18 protein-coding genes are annotated in these 20,865 nt (G+C 58.9%); 12 read left to right on the forward strand and 6 right to left on the reverse strand.

What is annotated here, in order from left to right; genetic code table 11:
• Positions 1 to 205: 205 nt before the first annotated feature.
• Positions 206 to 931: a uroporphyrinogen-III synthase gene (locus FGE21_RS05935; RefSeq protein WP_139662380.1), complete on the reverse strand. Its 726-nt coding sequence runs from the start codon at positions 929 to 931 to the stop codon at positions 206 to 208.
• 86 nt (positions 932 to 1,017) lie between these two features.
• Between FGE21_RS05935 and tsaD the strand changes: the two genes are divergently transcribed.
• From tsaD to FGE21_RS05955, 4 genes are read left to right on the forward strand one after another with little or no spacing between them, the layout of a single operon-like run.
• Positions 1,018 to 2,115 carry a tRNA (adenosine(37)-N6)-threonylcarbamoyltransferase complex transferase subunit TsaD gene (gene tsaD / locus FGE21_RS05940; protein ID WP_139662381.1) on the forward strand — a complete coding sequence of 366 codons (1,098 nt, stop codon included), beginning with the start codon at positions 1,018 to 1,020 and terminating at the stop codon, positions 2,113 to 2,115.
• Entirely contained in the window at positions 2,112 to 3,074 is a 963-nt protein-coding gene (locus FGE21_RS05945) for an NAD(P)H-dependent glycerol-3-phosphate dehydrogenase (RefSeq protein WP_139662382.1), read from the forward strand. The genes tsaD and FGE21_RS05945 overlap by 4 nt, the downstream gene beginning before the upstream one ends.
• 1 nt (position 3,075) lies before the next feature.
• Positions 3,076 to 3,348, forward strand: a complete 273-nt coding sequence (locus FGE21_RS05950) for a YciI family protein (RefSeq protein WP_139662383.1) — start codon at positions 3,076 to 3,078, stop codon at positions 3,346 to 3,348.
• Entirely contained in the window at positions 3,348 to 3,770 is a 423-nt protein-coding gene (locus FGE21_RS05955) for an EVE domain-containing protein (protein WP_139662384.1), read from the forward strand. Before FGE21_RS05950 ends, FGE21_RS05955 begins: the two co-directional genes overlap by 1 nt.
• Positions 3,771 to 4,014: 244 nt before the next feature.
• Here FGE21_RS05955 and FGE21_RS05960 read toward each other — a convergent pair whose 3' ends face one another.
• Together FGE21_RS05960 and ahcY are read right to left on the reverse strand one after the other, a co-directional pair.
• On the reverse strand, positions 4,015 to 4,356 hold the full coding sequence (locus FGE21_RS05960) for a DUF2853 family protein (RefSeq protein ID WP_139662385.1): 342 nt from the start codon (positions 4,354 to 4,356) through the stop codon (positions 4,015 to 4,017).
• 207 nt (positions 4,357 to 4,563) lie between these two features.
• Positions 4,564 to 5,949: an adenosylhomocysteinase gene (gene ahcY, locus FGE21_RS05965; protein WP_139662386.1), complete on the reverse strand. Its 1,386-nt coding sequence runs from the start codon at positions 5,947 to 5,949 to the stop codon at positions 4,564 to 4,566.
• A gap of 171 nt (positions 5,950 to 6,120) precedes the next feature.
• Between ahcY and FGE21_RS05970 the strand changes: the two genes are divergently transcribed.
• Positions 6,121 to 6,717: an HD domain-containing protein gene (locus FGE21_RS05970; protein WP_139662387.1), complete on the forward strand. Its 597-nt coding sequence runs from the start codon at positions 6,121 to 6,123 to the stop codon at positions 6,715 to 6,717.
• On the opposite strand, the gene FGE21_RS05975 is transcribed toward FGE21_RS05970, so the two are convergent.
• The 3 genes from FGE21_RS05975 to FGE21_RS05985 all read right to left on the reverse strand — a co-directional run bounded on the left by FGE21_RS05975 (position 6,714) and on the right by FGE21_RS05985 (position 9,191).
• Positions 6,714 to 7,922: a DUF563 domain-containing protein gene (locus tag FGE21_RS05975; RefSeq protein WP_139662388.1), complete on the reverse strand. Its 1,209-nt coding sequence runs from the start codon at positions 7,920 to 7,922 to the stop codon at positions 6,714 to 6,716. The two genes, FGE21_RS05970 and FGE21_RS05975, sit on opposite strands and share 4 nt — an antisense overlap.
• A gap of 9 nt (positions 7,923 to 7,931) precedes the next feature.
• Positions 7,932 to 8,486, reverse strand: a complete 555-nt coding sequence (locus FGE21_RS05980) for an ActR/PrrA/RegA family redox response regulator transcription factor (RefSeq protein ID WP_139662389.1) — start codon at positions 8,484 to 8,486, stop codon at positions 7,932 to 7,934.
• A gap of 81 nt (positions 8,487 to 8,567) precedes the next feature.
• Entirely contained in the window at positions 8,568 to 9,191 is a 624-nt protein-coding gene (locus tag FGE21_RS05985; protein ID WP_139662390.1) for an SCO family protein, read from the reverse strand.
• A gap of 119 nt (positions 9,192 to 9,310) precedes the next feature.
• On the opposite strand from FGE21_RS05985, the gene regB reads away from it, so the two are divergent.
• The 7 genes from regB to addA all read left to right on the forward strand — a co-directional run bounded on the left by regB (position 9,311) and on the right by addA (position 20,847).
• On the forward strand, positions 9,311 to 10,708 hold the full coding sequence (gene regB, locus FGE21_RS05990) for a sensor histidine kinase RegB (RefSeq protein WP_139662391.1): 1,398 nt from the start codon (positions 9,311 to 9,313) through the stop codon (positions 10,706 to 10,708).
• Between the two features lie 86 nt (positions 10,709 to 10,794).
• Positions 10,795 to 12,345, forward strand: a complete 1,551-nt coding sequence (locus FGE21_RS05995; RefSeq protein ID WP_139662392.1) for a PAS-domain containing protein — start codon at positions 10,795 to 10,797, stop codon at positions 12,343 to 12,345.
• 41 nt (positions 12,346 to 12,386) lie between these two features.
• Positions 12,387 to 12,875, forward strand: a complete 489-nt coding sequence (gene tsaE / locus FGE21_RS06000; protein ID WP_139662393.1) for a tRNA (adenosine(37)-N6)-threonylcarbamoyltransferase complex ATPase subunit type 1 TsaE — start codon at positions 12,387 to 12,389, stop codon at positions 12,873 to 12,875.
• The gene (locus FGE21_RS06005) at positions 12,872 to 13,870 is read left to right on the forward strand and encodes an aminoglycoside phosphotransferase family protein (RefSeq protein WP_139662394.1); all 999 of its coding nucleotides are present in this window, start codon (positions 12,872 to 12,874) and stop codon (positions 13,868 to 13,870) included. Before tsaE ends, FGE21_RS06005 begins: the two co-directional genes overlap by 4 nt.
• On the forward strand, positions 13,867 to 14,559 hold the full coding sequence (locus FGE21_RS06010) for a nucleotidyltransferase family protein (protein ID WP_176695371.1): 693 nt from the start codon (positions 13,867 to 13,869) through the stop codon (positions 14,557 to 14,559). Before FGE21_RS06005 ends, FGE21_RS06010 begins: the two co-directional genes overlap by 4 nt.
• A complete protein-coding gene (addB, locus tag FGE21_RS06015; protein WP_139662395.1) occupies positions 14,552 to 17,485 on the forward strand; it encodes a double-strand break repair protein AddB in 2,934 nt (977 codons plus the stop codon). The genes FGE21_RS06010 and addB overlap by 8 nt, the downstream gene beginning before the upstream one ends.
• Complete coding sequence (gene addA / locus FGE21_RS06020) at positions 17,482 to 20,847, forward strand: double-strand break repair helicase AddA (RefSeq protein ID WP_139662396.1); 3,366 nt, start codon at positions 17,482 to 17,484, stop codon at positions 20,845 to 20,847. Before addB ends, addA begins: the two co-directional genes overlap by 4 nt.
• The last annotated feature ends 18 nt before the right edge of the window (positions 20,848 to 20,865 follow it).

Raw genomic sequence — 20,865 nt, forward strand, 5'->3', positions numbered from 1 at the left:
AAAGTGGGAGCTCCGTTTCGGCAAAATCGTCAAGCTCTTCGGTACCGAGCCGTTCCTCGATTTCCGCCGCGGTCATCTCGCTCTTAGGAGCGTTTTCTTGCGAACGATCAGATGTCGCGTCCTGCGCTTCGTTGGTTTTCTTGTCTTCAGCCACAGCGCCGTTCCCCCGATTCCCAAAACATACACAACCCAGCTAAAGTTGACCCTAGTCTTCGGATCGACCGGCCTCAACCCGCACAAAAGGTGCCGCGACATCAAGCAGCATCTCCGCCATTGCTTGTGCTGCAGGAGCTTTACTTACGTGTACTGCCTTACAATGCAAGCGCGGCATAGCTTCAACAACTGCATCACTCATCGCAATCAATGTTAATTGGGACATATCCTTGCAGACGCTTTGGAAATGCGCAGCTGTCCTTGGCGAAAACAGGGGGACGAACATGGGAAGTCCAGCGTTCATCGCCTCCTGTGCACGAAGGTTGAGTGGACCAAACACCTGCCGGTAAATCACCAGATCGGTGCATTTCAGGCCCAGCGCGGACAAGCGAGCAGCCACGTCACCACGGGAAAATTCACCCCGTAGATGCAGAATACCCCCAGGGGGCCGCCAAACGGCAAGTTGTTCGACCAGCGCATCGGCCTGATGGCCCGCGTATTCCGCATCCCAGCCAGAGCTTCGGGCGAATTCGGTCGTGCGCTCCCCGACACAATAGGCTTTGGTGCGAATTTCCGTCTGGTTCGAGGCCACCCTCACCGCTTCACCAGAGGAGAAAATCACCGAAGAGATACCACTGAGGTCGACATTTCCGCCCGTGGGCACAATTTCAAGAAGAGGAGACTGCAGCACCGATATGCCCTGCAAGAATTGTGAGGGCAGCAGATTGAGAAACCGGGTATTTGCGTCGCAGGGACGAGTCATCAACAGGGTTGGCATGCTCGTTTTCACCTATGCGCTCCCGGGATTGTTTGCACCTCTTCTTGGTGGTAGCCCCCCACTACAAAGGATGCAACGGTAGCAACATGACGCAAACCCTCACGTTTCTTGGACTCGAAAGCAGCTGCGATGATACGGCGGCCGCGGTGGTGCGGCAACGCGACGGCGGACCTGCTGAAATTCTCTCCTCGATTGTTTACGGTCAGACCGACCTGCACAGTTCTTTTGGTGGTGTGGTCCCGGAAATCGCAGCGCGGGCGCATGCCGAAAAACTCGATACCTGTGTGCGGGACGCTTTGACGCAAGCCCACCTGTCGCTGGACGATCTGGATGCCGTTGCGGTCACAGCCGGTCCCGGACTGATCGGAGGGGTGATGTCCGGAGTGATGTGTGCCAAGGGCATAGCCGCAGCCAGAAACCTGCCTCTGGTCGGGGTCAATCACCTCGCGGGTCACGCGCTCACGCCGCGATTGACGGATGGAATTGACTATCCATATCTGATGCTTCTGGTCTCAGGCGGACATTGCCAGTTCCTGATCGCGCGGGGGCCGGAACTGTTCACCCGACTGGGCGGGACGATTGATGACGCACCGGGCGAAGCCTTTGACAAGACGGCGCGTCTTCTTGGGCTGCCGCAACCCGGCGGACCATCTGTACAGGCCGAAGCAGAGATGGGAGATCCCGACAGGTTTCGTTTCCCGCGACCTTTGCTCGACCGCCCTGACTGCAACCTTTCCTTTTCCGGTCTCAAAACCGCGCTGATGCGGATGCGGGACCAAATCATCGAGACACAAGGCGGCCTGACACGCCGGGATCGCGCCGACCTTTGCGCCGGTTTCCAGGCCGCGATTGTCGAAACTCTGGTTAAAAAAACGCAACGTGCGCTGGACCTCTATCTGGCAGAGGCTCCGGGCCGGCCGACCTTGGCTGTCGCCGGTGGCGTGGCGGCCAACACTGAGATCCGCAAAGGGCTGATGCAGCTGTGCGCCACGTCGGGGACGGATTTCCTGGCGCCTCCGCTCGCCCTTTGCACCGACAACGCCGCGATGATCGCCTACGCTGGTCTGGAACGGTTTCGGGCCGGGGCCCGCGATGGAATGGATCTTATTGCACGGCCCAGGTGGCCATTGGATAAAACAAGCCCCGCTCTGATCGGGAGTGGAAAGAAGGGCGCAAAAGCATGACTGTCGCGGTTCTGGGCGCCGGAGCATTTGGCACGGCGCTGGCGATTTCATTGGCGAGAAAAACGCCCGTGACGCTGTGGTGCCGAGACGAGGAACACGCCGGGGACATGCGTAAAACGCGCGAAAACCGCCGACGTCTGGCTGGCGCTCCATTTCCTGAACACCTGACAGTCACGTCTGATATCGCCGAGATCGGGGGCAATGCGACGCTCCTTCTCGCGGTCCCGATGCAGCAAATGCGCGGCTTTTTGCGAGCGCATCATCTTCGTTTCTGCCGCTCCCGGCTGGTTGCGTGCTGCAAAGGGATTGAGCTTGCGACGGGTTTGGGGCCGATCTCTGTCATTCAGGACACTGTTCCGGGCGCAACCGCTGCCTTGCTGACAGGGCCGAGCTTCGCAGCCGATATCGCAAGAGGCTTGCCAACGGCGCTCACTCTGGCCTGTGACGGTGACAGCAAGGGCTATGATCTGCAAAAGCAGCTCTCGACTGACAATCTGCGCCTCTACCGCACGACTGATCTGATAGGTGCGGAAATCGGCGGGGCGCTGAAAAACGTCATCGCAATCGCCTGTGGCGCGGTGATCGGCGCCAAACTCGGGGACAGCGCCCGCGCAGCTCTGATGACGCGGGGCTATGCGGAGATGCAGCGTCTGGCCCTGGCACGCGGCGCCAAGGCAGCAACACTGGCAGGTCTTTCAGGTTTCGGTGATCTCGCCCTGACATGCACCTCAGAGCAATCGCGAAACTTTCGTCTTGGCCTCAGCCTGGGTCAGGGCACCCCCTTTGATCCGAGCGTGACCGTGGAAGGTGCGGCAACGGCCAGGGCGACTGCGAAAGCCGCGTCGGCGATTGGATTGGAAATGCCGATCACGCAAACGGTAACCAATTTGCTGGATCACAGGTTGACGATAGCCGACGCGGCGGATCAACTGCTTAAAAGGCCACTAAAAGAGGAATAAAATGCTCATAGCATTGATAGCGCGCGATAAACCGGATCACCTTCAGACTCGTCTCGACAACAGGGCTGCGCATCTCGCCTACATTGATGACACGGGCGTGGTCGCACAGGCGGGTCCGCTTTTGGATCAGGACGGCGAGATGGTTGGCTCGCTGGTCATCCTTGACGTGGAGGACATGACCGCCGGCGAGGCCTGGGCGGAACACGATCCCTACAACAAGGCTGGTCTGTTCGAAGCGGTGGAGCTCATCACCTGGAAAAAGGTCGTTGGCTGATGGCTTTCTGGCTGTTCAAATCCGAACCCAACACCTGGGGCTGGGATGATCAGGTAGCCAAAGGCGACGCGGGCGAGGAATGGGACGGCGTTCGCAACTATCAGGCCCGGAACTTCATGCGCGAAATGCAACTCGGAGATCGCGGGTTTTTCTACCACTCCCTGAAAGAGAAATCTGTCGTTGGGATCGTCGAAATATGTGCCACAGCCCATCCTGACAGCAAGACCGACGACCCGAGATGGGAATGCGTGGATATCAAAGCCGTGCGGCCCTTTGCCAAGCCGGTGTCGCTGGACGAAATAAAGTCAAATCCGGCTCTGTCAGAGATGGTTCTGGTCAGGAACTCTCGTTTATCCGTGCAACCTGTCTCTGACGCGGAGTGGCAGGAAGTCTGCAGGATGGGGCAAACCAAAGACGATTGACGGTCGGCCACCACCTGTCCCACAGAGCTACAAAACCTGTTTACCAATTATTATGGGCCGCAAGGCATTGCCGCGGCCCATACTATCGGAACAGTCATTTTCACCAATCACACCCCAATCACCCAGAGTGGATTTCGGACAGTCTCGTCTCGCGAAACCGGGTATCGCTGTGATGTCACAAGACTTGGTCTTGCAGTCGAAGGTTAGATCAGCAGTGAGAATGCGTGATAGTTTGACCAAGAGGTTATCCGTAGATGGCTTCTTTGCCGAAATGCTTGGTCAGCATGTAATAGACAACCGCACGGTATTTGTTGCGCTCAGATTTACCGTAGGTTTCAATCACTTTTGAGATTGCGTCCATCAACTCCGGACCATCTTCGAGGCCCAGTTTCTTCACCAGGAAATTGTTTTTTACGGTTTCGAGTTCGCTCGGCTGGCTTGACGCGACCGTCGAGGCATCTGCGTTGTAAATTGCCGGTCCGCAACCGATTGTCACTTTCGTCAAGAGATCCAGATCCGGCTCCATGCCACATTTGGTCTTCAGGTCTTCTGCATATTGCGCAATCAGCTCTTCACGCTTTCCCATAGTCGAATTCTCCTGTCGGCTCGGCAGCCATACTTCTGGTGTCACATTATTGTGTTTCGAAGGTACGGTGATTTTTCTGACCAACAAAGGTTTTTTTCATCGAGATCTGCATCAGAAATGACGGCTCGGAGAGGCCAGCGCCTTCAGCGAGCATGAAAAAACCCGACGCACTGGCCGGGTTCTTCCATTTGTAAACTGGAAAAGCGTTCAGTAGCGGTAGTGCTCTGGCTTGAAGGGACCTTCCGGCTTCACACCGATATAAGATGCCTGCTCGGAGGTCAGCTTGGTCAGTTTGGCCCCCACACGATCAAGATGCAGCGCCGCGACTTTTTCATCCAGATGCTTGGGCAGGATGTATACGTCGTTTTTGTATTCATCGCCTTTCGTCCACAGCTCCATCTGCGCCAAAACCTGGTTGGTAAAAGACGCCGACATGACAAAGGAAGGGTGGCCCGTCGCATTACCAAGGTTCAGAAGACGACCTTCGGAGAGCAGGATGATACGGTTGCCCGAGGGCATCTCGATCATGTCCACTTGTTCCTTGATATTCGTCCACTTGTGGTTCTTCAGGCTCGCCACCTGAATTTCATTGTCGAAATGGCCGATATTGCCGACGATGGCCATATCCTTCATCTCGCGCATATGCTCGATACGGATGATGTCCTTGTTACCGGTGGTCGTAATGAAGATATCCGCATCCAGCGCTTCTTCCAGCAGGACAACCTCAAAACCGTCCATGGCCGCCTGAAGCGCACAAATGGGGTCCGCCTCGGTAATTTTGACCCGGGCACCGGCACCGCGCAGGGAGGCCGCGGATCCTTTTCCCACATCACCGTAGCCGCAGACGACTGCGACCTTGCCCGCCATCATGGTGTCGGTTGCGCGGCGGATGCCATCAACGAGGGATTCCTTGCAGCCGTATTTGTTGTCGAACTTCGATTTGGTCACACTATCGTTCACGTTGATCGCAGGGAACGGCAGCTGACCCTGCTTTACCAGATCATAAAGACGGTGGACGCCGGTGGTTGTTTCCTCGGAGACGCCCTTGATCTGATCACGCATCTTGGTGAACCAGCCCGGAGTTTGCTCCATGCGTTTCTTGATCTGCGCTTTGATGACCTCTTCTTCTTCAGAAGTCGGCACGGAAATAACATCTTCGCCCGCCTCGGCCCGCGCGCCAAGAAGTATATACAATGTCGCATCACCGCCATCGTCGAGGATCAGATTGGGTCCCTCGGGGAACTGGAAGGATTTATCAAGATAATCCCAATGCTCTTCCAGGCTCTGCCCCTTGATCGCAAAGACCGGGACACCGGTTTCCGCAATCGCCGCAGCAGCGTGGTCCTGAGTTGAGAAGATGTTGCAGGACGCCCAGCGCACGTCAGCACCCAGCGCAACAAGGGTCTCGATCAGAACAGCGGTCTGGATCGTCATGTGCAGCGAGCCGACGATGCGCGACCCCTTCAGCGGCTTGGCCTCCCCGTATTCGCTGCGCAGTGCCATCAGACCCGGCATTTCGGTTTCTGCGATGTCCAGCTCCTTGCGGCCATAGCCCGCCAGCGAGATGTCCTTGACGATATAGTCTACGGCCATTGTCTGCTCCGTTTGAGAAGTCCACAGGATATATTGACGCCGGAGGTAACACTGCAAAAGTTGATAAGCAACGAAGATGGCACTGCCCGGCGAGCGCTTTTACGGTGCTGTCCATTTGCGTCGGCACACATCAGGCGCTAGCTAGGTAGAAAACCGCTCTACGGAATTCATATGCCCCCGAAACCTCCCCGCGCCTGGCAACGTATGTTGTCCGGACGCCGCCTCGACCTTCTGGATCCGACACCCGTTGACATAGAGATCGAGGATATCGCCCATGGTTTGGCCTTTGTCGCGCGCTGGAATGGTCAGACTCATGGTGACTTCGCCTATTCCGTGGCCGAGCATTCCCTATTGGTAGAGATCATTCATGGACGCATGAATCCAAAGGCACCGGTCAAGTGGAAGCTGGCCGCCCTGCTTCACGACGCGCCGGAATATGTCATCGGCGATATGATTTCACCCGTTAAAGCAGCCGTTGGGTCGGGATATGGTGAGCTGGACGCGCGGTTGACGGCCGCCATTCATATTCGATTCGGCCTGCCCGCCACGCTCCCCAAGACCATCAAGGCCCAGATCAAGCGGGCAGATAAAATCTCTGCCTGGATGGAAGCGGTTCAGATCGCAGGATTTTCGGAAGCGGAAGCAACCAGGTTTTTCGGGCGCCCCGATAAAGCGCTGATTGAAGATCTGACGATCCGCCTGCGCCCACCGGTCGAGGTCCGGCGTGACCTGATCGCGCGGCACGAAGCCCTTCTGGCGCAGCTCTAGGAGGGAGAACCGTCGGCTGCACGCCGGGCTTCTCGTGCGGCCCGACGCGCGCGTCTGGCCATTCGCCGCTCCCGGATCCGGTCTCTCTCAAACTCAGGCGACTCAACAAACCGGTCGCTTTTTATACCTTTGTCTTTCAGTATCTGCGCCCGGTCTTCTTCACTGAGGACCGGCCAGTCCTCGCCGCCAGAGATGAAGCCTCCGGCCCGGAGCTCCCTGCCAATGACGGAATGATTGAGTTCGCCGAAGCTCAGCCGACTGGAGCGCTGTTTGTCCACCGGCACCCATTCCGTCCGCAATGCTCCAATGACCAAGGGATCACATCCACAGAAATGGCGGACATTGTCGGTCAGCAGCGTATGGGCGGTAGATTTTCGCCGCAGCACCATCGCGACACGCTGATCCGGCCGCCCGACCATTGCATAGAGATGCAGCGCCGATCCGTCCGCTGCGATCACCTTTTTTGCGGCTTTGTAGCGGGCGATCTGTTCCGTCAGACTGTGGTTTTGCGGATGGAAGATCTCGTATCCCTCTTCGGATAGATGGTGCTCCAATTGCTCCTCACCCAGCAATCCGCCCTTTCCCAACCCCAACTTGGACCGGGAAATATAGATTTTATCCGGCCCGTCGGGCACCACATCACGGGCAAAGCGTGCGTGGACAGCATTGCGGTAACGGGGCGTGCCTTCGATGATCTCGCCCAGACCAAACCCCTGCCCCGGCACAACCAACTCTTCGACCCGGGCGGGATCGGCAGCGACGCGAATAGGCAAATCCCTGTGCATGAGACCCAGGAATTCCGTCTGAAATCCCCGAACCTGATCACCAACCGCCGGACGTTTCGGAACGAACAGAACGCCATCTACAGGCCGATCCAGATGATCGAGCGCCCAGAGCCGCGAGGTGCTCTCCACCAGGAAATGGCCGAAATGCGCCCATAGGACGCCTCCCCAAAGCCAACGGCCCGAGATCTCCCCGCTGACAATATCAGGCATGGCGGGTTCAGTTGTGATGGGACGATGCCTGCGCCACAATGCGCCTTCTGGACAATATGTGCCATCCGCATGCAAAACGCCCGCCTCCTGCACCATGTCGCTTTCCACAGGCGGCACCACAATCGCGTCCTTCAGGGTCCGCAGTGTCTCCGACCAACCGCCTTTCGGGGATGGCAGCGTCAATGGATCTAGATCACCGGGGCCAGCCATCCGTCAGCTCTACTTTGGGCTGCGCTTGGCGAGAATACGCTGCAGTGTGCGCCGGTGCATATTCAGTCTCCGCGCGGTTTCTGAAACATTGCGATCACATAGCTCGTAGACGCGCTGGATATGTTCCCACCGGACCCGATCAGCGCTCATCGGATTTTCCGGCGGCGGCGGCAGCGCACCATCACCGGCCAGCAGCGCATTGGTGATATCGGTGGCATCTGCCGGCTTTGACAAATAGTCCGTGGCACCGATCTTGACCGCGGCCACCGCAGTTGCAATCGCGCCATAGCCGGTCAGCACCACAACGCGGCTGTCGGGGCGTTTCTCACGAAGCACTTCAACCACATCAAGACCATTGCCGTCTTCCAGCCGCAGATCCACAACCGCGTAGGCCGGGGGACGAACGGTCGCTGCGGCCCGGCCCGCCGCCACGGAATCCGCAGTCTCGACCGCGAAACCACGCTTTTCCATCGCCTTCGCCAGGCGGCGCAGGAAAGGTTCGTCGTCATCGACCAGCAAAAGCGAGGGATCGGGTCCGATGTCGGGCAAATTTGCTTCGACCATTCAAGTTCCTTCCAGCGGCGCGCGCTCTTGTTTGTCGAGGATATTAGGCTGTTAGCCTGAAACGTCAAACCACTGACACCATCAGCTGTTATCGATGAAACAGGCGACCCTGTCTGCCATCTGTTCCGCCGTGACATCGCGCCGGAAGAAGTCGACGAATCCATGCTCGGGCAGGACCAGATAGGACATGGTTGTGTGGTCCACCAGATAGTAGTCCTCATCCCCGTCCTGCGCTTTGTAGTAGGTTTTATACGCTTGGCTTGCGGCCTTCACCTGTTCCGCAGACCCGGTGAGGCCGATCATCTTCTCGTGCAGATTGTAGGCAAAGTCGCCGACCACCTCGGGCGTATCCCGTTCAGGATCAATAGAAATAAAGACCGGCGTGGTGGAATAGCCACGTTCCGCCAGAACATCCACTGCCTCGGCATTCCGGCTGGTATCGAGCGGGCACACGTCCGGACAGAACGTGTAGCCGAAGTAGAGGATCGATGGTTCGGTGATCACATCCTTGTCAGTGACCGTCTCTCCTGCGGCGTTTATCAACTCAAACGGCCCGCCAATGCTATCGCTGCCGCCAGCGATTGCAGTGGTGCGACACTGCGCGAAAGCGTCGGCCGACCCGCCGCCCCGCAACGTCAAATACCAGACTCCACCCAGCAGTGCGGCGATACACACAAGGGCCAGAACGGCGAAATTTCGAACCATAGCTCGTATCCTCATAGACATGGGGAGCATGCACTGGCACGGAGAATGTGCCGCAGTTGATCCCGGTTTATGCCAGACCTATCAAGAATTGTCGGCGATGCAACGGGAGCAAACGTCACATGAGCGATCAAAGTCTGGGCCTTATGAGCGGTCAGGAGCGCAGCAACTGGATCCGGCTGCGTACCTTGATCGTTCTTCGCTGGGTTGCAATCACCGGTCAGGCGACAGCGATCGGCGTCGCGCAAAGTCAGTACAACCTGCAACTGGCTCTGCTGCCGTGCTATCTTGCCATCGGCGTCTCTGCGCTTGGAAATCTGGTGGCATTGATCATTTTCCCGGAGAACAAGCGCCTGACGGAATTCCAGAATTTCCTGATGGTACTGTTCGATCTCCTGCAGCTGTGCTTTCTCCTCTATATGACCGGTGGACTGAATAATCCCTTTGCCCTTCTGGTATTGGGTCCGGTGACCATTTCGGCCTCGGTCATGGGCTTGCGGTCAACATTGATAATCGGGACAAGCGCGATCATCCTGACCTCGCTCCTTGTCCCATTTCACGTGCCGCTGGAGACATCCGAGGGCGAAATCCTCATTATGCCGACCCTCTTTATGTTCGGCCATTGGTGCGCTCTCATCATTGCGATCCTCTTTATCGGTGCCTATTCTTATCGGATCAGCGCAGAAATCCGATCCATGTCCGATGCCCTGGCGGCAACGCAATTTGCCTTGTCACGCGAACAGAAGCTGACCGACCTCGGCGGAGTTGTTGCCGCTGCCGCGCATGAACTCGGAACGCCCCTGGCGACGATTAAACTGACCAGTTCGGAGTTGATCGAAGAGCTCGAAGACGCCCCTGATCTGCAAGAGGATGCCCGTCTGATCAGGCAGCAGGCGGACCGCTGCCGGGACATTCTTCGCAGTATGGGCAGAGTGGGCAAAGACGATCTGCACCTGCGTCAGGCCCCCTTGTCCGCCCTGGTTCACGAGGCCGCCGAACCTCATTTCAGCCGGGGCAAGGATATCCGTTTCAGTGAGCATCCTGCCGAAGGCGCCGACCACAGCCCGCCCAGCGTTTTGCGCAAACCCGAGATGATCCATGGGCTGCGGAACCTGATCCAGAACGCCGTCGACTTCTCCCATACGAGCGTCTGGATTGAGCTACATTGGAGCACGGACTGGATCAAAGTTCGTATTCTCGACGACGGAAACGGGTTTCCCGTGCATCTTCTCGGCCGCCTCGGAGACCCTTTCATGCGTCGCCGCGCCCCGCTGACCGATCGCAGTCAGCGTCCGGAGTATGAGGGCATGGGTCTTGGACTTTTCATCGCCAAAACACTCCTGGAACGCACCGGTGCGCGTCTGAAGTTTGCCAACTGTCGCGATCTCCGCACCTCACAGGATCTGGCCCCTGAAAAACGGGGCGCACTCGTCACCGTAACATGGCCCCGCCGTAAAATCGACGCGATCCGCGGTGACACGCCCGTCCCTGGCGGTAAAAATATTCCCATAGGATTTTAGTTATTCACTTTTAGTAAACTAATTAAACTTCAATTAACCATTGTCAGAGAACATATGGGCGAAGAAGACTAAGCGAGGCTGGATCCATGCAATATCTGATGTCCGTAGAGTGGGTTGTTCTGGTTACCCTTTGCATTGCCAGCGCTGCTGTCGCGGTGTGGTTTTTGAACCCAAAGGCAGAACGCAAAGGCATGGAACATGACCTGCTGATTGCAGACGGCCGGACCGATGCCGTTTTCCTGTTCGACGACCAAACCCTGATTGCCTGGTCCTCCGGCGCGCGGAAGCTGCTCGGCGACAATACCGACGAATTCAGCTGGTCGAAACTCAGGGACAAGCTGGCGCGCAGCTACCCTGGCCTGCCCCAATCACCGGGGTTTCTGCGTGAAGTCGGGCCGCTGACCCTGTCCGGCACGGCAGAGGCAGACAGTCGGGAGGCCCATTGCGAGTGGATCGACGGCATTACGCGGGTACAGCTACGCCGTACATCCTCCGAACTCGGTCAGCCCGGCGATGAACAGGAACTGACCACATTGCGCGCTGCGGTCCATCAGGCCCCCTACCCGGTGTGGCTGCAATCTGACGATGCCCGCGTGACCTGGACCAACCTTGCCTATGATCGGCTGAACCAGAAGATCCGCGGACGTGGCAATGATACCTCCGCGCCATTATTTCCCAACCTGGATGCGCCGATGAACAGCGGCCGTCCCGAACGGATCTCGATCGAGCTGACAGAGCTGGACAAAAAGCTCTGGTACAACGTGTCAACGACAGAAACCGAAGCCGGCTGGCTGTGTCACGCAATGGATGTGAATGCCGTCGTCGATGCGGAAATCGCGCAACGCAATTTTGTCCAGACGCTGGCCAAGACATTTGCACAGCTCTCCATCGGGCTCGCCATCTTTGACCGAAACCGGCAGTTGGTACTGTTCAACCCGGTGCTGATCGACCTGACTGCCCTGCCTGCCAGTTTTCTGAGTTCGCGGCCCAATATGATGTCATTTTTTGACCGCCTGCGGGATCAGCGCATGATGCCGGAGCCCAAAAACTATTCCAGCTGGCGCCACCAAATGGCTGATCTTCTGGAGGCCGCCGCCGAAGGCCGGTATCAGGAAACATGGTCTCTGCCGTCGGGATCGGTCTACTCTGTTTCTGGCCGCCCCCATCCGGACGGAGCGATTGCCTTTCTGTTTGAGGACATCACCGCGGAAATCACCCTCACACGCCAGTTCCGGTCTGAGCTGGAACTGGGACAATCCATCCTCGACAATATTGACGATGCCTTTGCGGTGTTCGGCGCCGATGGCAGCATGATCTATTCCAACACCGCCTATCATCACATGTGGAAAACGGATCCCGAAGCCAGCTTTGCCAAGATCTCGATCACCGATGCCTGCAAAACCTGGCAGGAACTCTCCGGCCCCACGCCCACCTGGGGAGAGATCCGCGACTTTGTCTCTGGCGGTACAGAAAACCGCAGCCCCTGGTGGTCACGCGTCAATCTCCGGCATGGCGGGCAGTTGATCTGCCGGACCCAAGCGCTGCAGAACGGATCGACCATGGTGCGTTTCCAGCAGGTTGGCCTGCCGATCGCACCTCCGGAACAGGAACGTTTCACGGTGTCAAAGGAGAGCTGAACCCGCTTGCGGACAGTCTCTCACGGGGCCATTGTGGCCCAATGACACAGAGCATCAAACCGCGCTGCATCCCCCTCGACCTGAGCAGTGGCGACAAGACAACCGAATTGGCCCATCGTATCGCCCGGATCCTCAATCCGGGCGATGTTGTCTTGCTTGAGGGTCCGATCGGGGCAGGCAAGACCCATTTTGCCCGAAGCCTCATCCAATCCCTTTTGATTGAACCCGAGGATGTGCCCTCCCCGACCTTCACCCTTGTGCAGATTTACGACCTGGCCCAGTGCGAGCTCTGGCACGCGGATCTTTATCGGCTGTCCCATGTGGATGAGGTTGAGGAATTGGGCCTCATTGCGGCCTTTGATGATGCGATTTGTCTTGTCGAATGGCCGGAAAAGCTCGGAGAACTGCGCCCAGAAACTGCCTTGACCCTTCGGTTGTCCGTTGATCCCTGTGAAGAGAACTGCAGGCATGCGGAGTTGGAATGGACCTGTGATACCTGGGACGGCAGACTCAAAGGACTTCAGGAATGACCATTCGGAATGATGAAATTGCCGGTTTTTTGGCAGCGCACGGATATCAATCTTGGACCCACACGACACTGGCAGGGGATGCTTCGACGCGGTGCTACCGACGATTGACGGCCGATACCGGGCAAACGGTCATTCTCATGGATTGGCCACCGGAAACCGGCGGCGACACGCGACCCTTCGTCGAGATTGCCACCTATCTGACCGGGTTGAATGTATCCGCGCCTCAGGTTCTGGCGCAGGATCACGACCGCGGCCTTCTTCTGATCGAAGACCTGGGAGATGCCCTATTCACGCAAGCCATTGCGGCCCAGCCCCAGACAGAAACAGAGCTCTATGAGGCCGCAACAGACCTTTTGGTTCAATTGCATGGGGCTCCGGTGCCGGATCTCTCTCCACTCACCCCACGCGTGATGGCAGAGATGACCGGATTGGCTTTTACGGAGTATCACAGGGCGGTGAGGGGAGATTCAAACGACATTGTGCGCGCGCGATTTGAGGATCAGTTCGAAGAAATACTACGCAGGTCCCTGACCGGCGACATGGTGTTCGTGCATCGCGATTATCACGCCGAAAACCTCATATGGTTGCCGGACCGGGATGGAATTCGCCGGGTTGGCGTGATCGACTTTCAGGACGCCAGGGCAGGCCATCGCTCCTATGATCTGGCCTCTCTCCTGCAGGATGCGCGGCGGGACGTTCCAAAGCGCATCGAAACCGAAATGATAGAGCGCTACATTCAGGCAACCGGCATTGACGAGGTCTCCTTTCGGCGCGCCTACGCGGTTGCGGGGGTGCAGCGCAACATGCGCATTTTGGGAATATTCGCGCATTTGTCCCAAAACCTTGGCAAGCGCCAATACATCGACTTCGTGCCGCGCGTCTGGGCGCATTTCGAACGCGGCCTCTCTCATCCTGCCCTGGAAACCGTGGCCGAGGCCCTGCTGGACGTTCTTCCGGAACCGAATGCGGACACATTGGAGAAACTGCGCGCATGACCATCTCCCCGCGTGCCATTCTGATATTTGCGGCTGGGTTCGGGACTCGGATGGGCGCGCTGACCGCGGATCGGCCGAAACCGATGATCCCTGTTGCCGGTCGGCCATTGATTGATCATGCTCTCGATCTGGCGCAGGCCGTCAAACCGGATCGTATTGTGGTGAACACGCATTATCATGCTGAGGTCCTGCATGCGCACCTCCGGTCACGTGATGTGCTGATCAGCCATGAAGAGGGTCAAATTCTCGACACCGGCGGTGGTCTGAAAAAGGCCAGATCCCTGCTGAACAGCCCCAGCGTTTTTACTCTGAATCCCGATGTTGCCTGGACCGGACCCAATCCGTTGGCAGCATTGGAACAGGAATGGAATGATGCGCAGATGGACGCGCTGTTGCTGTGTGTGCCGACCATTCGCGCCGTCGGGCGGATCGGTGGTGGCGACTTCTCCGTCGATCGTTCGGGCCGCATCACGCGCGGCGGTGACTTGGTCTACACTGGCGCGCAAATAGTGAAGCCAGACCTTCTGGATATAATCCCGGAAACCGTTTTTTCACTCAATCTGCTTTGGGACATGCTGATTGCAAAGGGCAGGGCCTCTGCCGTGGAATATCAGGGCCAATGGTGTGATGTCGGGCGCCCGGACGGAATCGAACTTGCAGAAAAAATGATGGCGTCATCAGATGTTTGACACGAACATACCCGGCCCCCGCCTGTTTGCGGTTCCCTGTGGCGTGGATTTTCCGCGTGCCTTGGTGGAAGGGTTGATCCAGCGCAACGCCGGATCGCCGCCGGAGTCCTTGGCCAGGGTCGAGGTTATTCTCAACACAGAGCGTATGCTGCGTCGGGTGCGGCAGCTGTTCGACAGTGGACCGGCCTTGCTTCTGCCGCGTATTTCCCTGCTCTCCGGGCTCAGCACCCAAGCTACTCTGCGGGCGTTGCCCCCTGCCCTGCCACCCCTGCGCCGTCGGTTGGAACTCTCGCAGCTGATCGCCAGACTTTTGGAGGCTCAACCGGACCTGGCCGCGCGCTCATCGCTCTATGATCTGTCCGACAGCCTCGCCGAACTCATTGACGAAATGCAGAGCGAGGGTGTCACAACGGATCAGATTCGCGATCTGGATGTGTCCGACATGTCGGGTCACTGGGCCCGGGCAAAATCGTTCATCGGGATCGCCGACGCGTTTGTCGACCTCCATGACGGGGCGCTTGATGTCAACGCCCGCCAGAGGCAGGTCGTTCTGGAGCTGATCGAAGAGTGGCAGATCAACCCGCCGCAGCACCCGGTCATTCTGGCAGGATCTACCGGGTCGCGCGGGACGACATTGTTGTTGATGGAGGCAATCTCACGCCTGCCACAGGGCGCGGTTGTGTTGCCGGGCTATGATTTTGATCAACCGGACACGGTCTGGGCCAGTCTCTCCGATGCCATGGTTGCTGAGGACCATCCGCAGTACCGGTTCTGGAAGTTGATGCAGGACCTGAAGCTTTCCCCGCGTGACATCCGTCCCTGGACCGACACGCAGCCAAATGTCATCGCACGGAACCGTCTGGTTTCGCTGGCCCTTCGGCCCGCACCGGTTACCGACGCCTGGATGAGCGAAGGCCCACAGCTGCGCGATCTCGACAAGGCGACGGACTCCCTGACGCTGATAGAGGCCGAAAATCCCCGTGCCGAGGCCCTTGCCATTGCCTTGCGATTGCGACAGGCAGCAGAGGACGGGCAGACGGCGGCTCTGATCACGCCGGACCGGATGCTCACCCGGCAGGTTTCGGCCGCCCTCGATCGCTGGAATATCCTGCCGGACGATTCCGCCGGCCTGCCCTTGCAACTGTCACCACCGGGGCGTTTCTTGCGCCATGTTGCAGATCTTTTCTGCCGCCCGTTGCAGGCGGATATGTTGCTCACGCTGCTGAAGCACCCGCTCACCCATTCCGGCGATGCCCGTGGCCCCCATTTGCGCCATTCCCGCGAGCTGGAATTGCATATGCGCCGCTATGGACCGCCTTTTCCCGATGCCGCCGCGCTACAGAATTTCGGAACCGGCCGCGATCTGTTGCCCGGGTGGGCCGATTGGCTGGCCAACACGCTGGCCCATCAGGATCGCACCGGGCCGCGCCCACTCAGTGCATGGGTTGCTGACCTTCGCCGCATCGCCGAGGCCATCGCGGCGGGATCTCAGGCGACAGGATCCGGAGGTTTGTGGGACAAGAAAGCCGGCGCCAGTGCGCATGACGTGCTGAGCGAACTGGAAGCCGAGGCGCCGCATGGCGGACCAATGACAGCCCGCGATTTCGCTGACCTTCTGGGGGCGCTCTTGTCCCAGAGCGAGGTGCGCGACCGCGATGCCCCCTACGGCACGATCATGATTTGGGGCACGCTCGAAGCTCGGGTGCAGGGGGCTGATCTGGTGATCCTCGGCGGCCTGAATGAGGGCAGTTGGCCCGAAGCCGCGCGGCCCGATCCCTGGCTCAACCGAAAACTGCGCCACGAGGCCGGGCTGTTGTTGCCGGAGCGTCGGATCGGCTTGTCCGTCCATGATTTCCAGCAAGCGATCGCCGCGCCCGAAGTCTGGCTGACCCGCGCCAAAAGATCCGATGAGGCCGATACGGTGCCCTCTCGTTGGCTGAACCGACTGATGAACCTGCTCGGCGGTCTGCCGGAGCAAGGCGGACAAGCCGCGCTCTTTGCGATGCAGGTGCGGGGGCAGGTCTGGCTGGATTGGGCCAGCGTTCTCGACGCCCCGCTGCCGTCGCCGGCCAGTCCCAGACCCTCTCCGCGACCACCGATACCTGCACGGCCGCGCAGGCTGACGGTGACGGAAATTCCGCGCCTGATCCGGGACCCCTATGCGATTTATGCCAAACATGTGCTGCGGCTGCGGCCCGTTGATCCGCTGCTTCAGGAACCGGATGCGCTGCTGCGCGGAACCGTCATCCACACCGTATTGGAAACATTCATCAAATCCGTTCTGCAAACGCCAGAGAACCTCAACGCCGATGTATTCATTGAACAATCGCGTCGGATTCTCGAAGCGGAAGTACCCTGGCCCGTCGCCCGGACCCTCTGGCTTTCCCGCCTGCGCAAAGTGGCCGATGATTTTGTCGCGGGCGAGCGAGAGAGACAATCCCGCGCTCGTCCGTCCGGGTTTGAAACCTCGGGCGCCGTCCGCGTGTCGCCACTGGATTTCGAAATTACAGCCAAAGCAGACCGGATCGACGTGGACGACCTTGGGGGCCTGCACCTTTATGACTACAAGACCGGCGACCCGCCTTCAGAAAATCAACAAAAATCCTTTGAGAAACAATTGCTGATCGAAACTGCCATGGCAGAACAAGGCGCCTTTGACCAATACGGTGCGGCCCGGGTGGAACGTTCGCTGTACATCGGCCTGAAGCCGCCGGTAAAAGAGGTCCCCGCCCCGATCCAGGACGAACCGCCAGCGAAGGTCTGGGCAGAGCTGCGCAGTCTGATCGAAGCCTATTTTGACCCGGAGCAGGGCTACAGCAGTCGCCGCATGGTGCACCGCGATGACTTTGCCGGCGACTATGACCACCTTGCCAGATTTGGTGAATGGGATCGCAGCTCAGACCCCACGCCGGAGGACCTGACATGAACCGCGATGCCGCTTCCGAAGCACAGTTCCGTGCCGCACGACCTGACGCCTCCACATGGCTCGCGGCCAATGCAGGATCCGGCAAGACGAAGGTCCTGACAGATCGTGTCGCGCGCCTTCTGCTGCGGGGCGTGGAACCGCAACACATCCTGTGCCTGACCTACACCAAGGCCGCGGCCAGCGAGATGCAGAACCGGCTGTTTCAGCGATTGGGCGAATGGTCCATGCTACCGGACGCCACGCTACGGGCGGCGCTTGTGGACCTCGGCGCGGAAGACGCGACCAACGCCGACAGGCTCTCGCAGGCCCGCACCCTGTTTGCCAGGGCGATCGAGACCCCCGGTGGCCTCAAGATACAGACCATTCACTCGTTTTGCTCTTCGCTGCTACGGCGTTTCCCGCTTGAGGCCGGTGTCAGCCCACAGTTTTCCGAGATGGAAGATCGCGCCGCAACTCTGCTGCGGGCAGAAATCGTCGAGGATATGGCGCAAGGCGCTTCTGCACATGTCGTGGAGGCTGCCTCGTTTCATGTGGGGGGCCTGGATTTCGACGATCTGACTGCGGAAATATGCAGACGCCAGGCGGATTTCAGCCCCGCTATCGATCGCGACTCGCTCGGCACAGTATTTGGCTTGCCGGAGGGGTACGATCTGCGGGCGCTGCACAAGGATGTCTTCCTTGGCACAGAGGCGGATATCCTCGCTCGGACCGTCACGATGCTGCAATCGGGTGGCGTCACCGACAATAAAAACGCCGAGAAACTTGCGCAGATCAGGGAGGTCACAGTCGATGCCTTGCCTGTGCTTGAGGAGATTTTTCTGACCGGCAAAAGCGCCAAAGCGCCATTCACCGCCAAGATCGGCAGCTTTCCCACCAAGAAACTGCGCGAAAGCCATGGCGTGCTGATGGATCAGCTCGAACCCTTCATGGCCAGAGTGGAAGAGGCACGGCCACATCGGCTTGCCCTCGGGGCAATGGAAAAATCCCTCGTTTTACATGAGTTTGCGCGCGTATTTCTGCCGGAATACGAACGCCGGAAACAACTGCGGGGCTGGCTGGATTTTGACGACCTGATCGTCAAGGCGCGCAATTTGCTGAATGATCCCGCCGTGGCCAGCTGGGTTCTGTACCGGCTTGATGGTGGCATCGACCATATCCTGGTGGACGAGGCGCAGGACACCAGCCCGGTGCAATGGGACGTCGTCGAAAAGCTGGCCCAGGAGTTCACCTCAGGCCTGGGCGCCCGCCAGGAGGTTGAGCGCACCATATTCGTCGTGGGTGACAAAAAGCAGTCTATCTATTCCTTTCAGGGTGCGGACCCGGATGCGTTTGACCGGATGCAGGCCGAATTTGGCAAACGCCTAGTCGAGACCGGAGACGGCTTGCAAAACGCCAACCTGGCATTTTCGTTCCGCTCGTCCGCCGCGATCCTCGGTCTGGTGGATGTTGTGTTTGACGGGCAGGATCGGGCTGGGTTTGCGACGGAGGCCAAGCATCAGGCGTTCAAATCCGATCTCCCCGGTCGCGTGGACCTCTGGCCGCTGGTGGACAAGACCGAGAGCGAGGAAGACCGGGACTGGACGGACCCCGTGGACCGACCAAGCCCACGCCACCACGCGGTCATTCTGGCCGAACGCATTGCGGGTCAGATCAAGGACATGATCGACACCGGCGTCACCATCCCGGAGGACGGCCCGAACCGCGGTCGTTTTCAGCGCCGCCCCGTGCATGCCGGTGATTTTCTGATCCTGGTCCAGCGCCGATCTGATCTGTTTTCCGAGATCATTCGTGCCTGCAAGGCCGCAGGCCTTCCGATCGCAGGTGCCGACCGGCTGAAGGTCGGTGCCGAGCTGGCGGTCAAGGATATTGCGGCGGTGCTGCGGTTCCTCGCCCTGCCCGAGGACTCATTGTCGCTGGCGGAGGCATTGAAGTCACCTTTGTTCGGCTGGTCCGAGCAAATGCTGTTCGATCTTGCGCACAGACGTCAGGAGCCCCACCTTTGGGCTGCGTTGCGGTCCCGCGCCGATGCCTTCCCGCAAACGATGGAGATCCTGAATGACCTGCGTGATCAGGCCGATTTCCTCCGCCCGTTCGACCTGATTGAACGCATTCTCACCCGCCATATGGGTCGGGCAAAGCTCCTGGGCCGACTTGGAACCGAGGCAGAGGACGGTATCAACGCGCTTCTGTCGCAGGCCCTCGCCTATGAACGCACAGAAGTCCCCAGCCTCACCGGTTTTCTGGTGTGGATGCAAACTGACGATCTGGAAATCAAACGACAGATGGGTGCGGCTGGTGCCATGATCCGGGTGATGTCCGTCCATGGTTCCAAAGGGCTTGAATCGCCCATTGTGATTTTGCCCGATACCACGAAACGTCGGCCTTCCCCTGCCCCCGAGGTCATGACCGTCGATGGCACCCCCTTGTGGCGTGTGGCCAGCGAACAGATGCCGCCCGCGATGGTCGCAGCCAAGGACGGGGCCCAGGACCGCCAAGCAAACGAACGGTTGCGACTGCTCTACGTGGCTTTGACGCGTGCCGAAAAATGGCTGATTGTTGCCGGAGCCGGGGATTTGGACAAGGGTGGTGACAGCTGGTACCAGCGCGTCGATGCGGCAATGAAAACCATGGGAGCTCTGCCATTTGGTGCCCCTGGCGGTGAGGGTCTGCGGTGGGCTCATGGGGACTGGGATAGCCTGCCCTTTGTGCCCTCTGACCTGACAGAGGCGGAAGATATCCACTTGCCGGATCTGTTTCTGCGCCCGGCTCCACCCTATGTGGCGCCGCCCTCCACCCTGCGACCTTCCGAAGATCTGGGTGGAGCAAAGGCCCTTGCCGGCGATGGTGGACTTGATGAGGACTCGGCAAAATCACGGGGAACTGCGCTTCATTCGCTTCTGGAACACCTGCCCGGCATTCCCGAACCCGAGTGGGACCAAAGAGCCGAAGCCATCGCCCGGCATGACGACTGGACCGCGCTGTTTCAGGAGGCACGCCTGGTTCTGCAATCACCTGAATGCGCGGCAGTCTTCGCGCCGGATGCGCTGGCCGAGGTGACTGTCAGCGCCGATCTTGGCGGGCAACGGCTGCATGGCGTGATTGATCGCTTGATCCTGTCGCCGGATCGCATCCTGGTGGTGGATTTCAAATCCAACGCGATTGTACCCGACCGGCCAGACCTATGTCCCGAAGGGCTGCTGCGGCAAATGGCTGCCTACGAAGCCGCGTTGGCGCAGATTTACCCGGACCGGATGATTGAGACGGCGATCCTATGGACAAGAACCGCCACCCTCATGCGTTTGCCCCCCGAGCTGATCACACAGGCCCGTGAGCGGTCTGGTTTCCAGCGGCTGGAACCTTGACGCGGGCCTCACAGCTAC

Origin of the sequence: Phaeobacter sp. B1627 (assembly GCF_006265095.1) — a bacterium.
GTDB lineage: Bacteria > Pseudomonadota > Alphaproteobacteria > Rhodobacterales > Rhodobacteraceae > Epibacterium.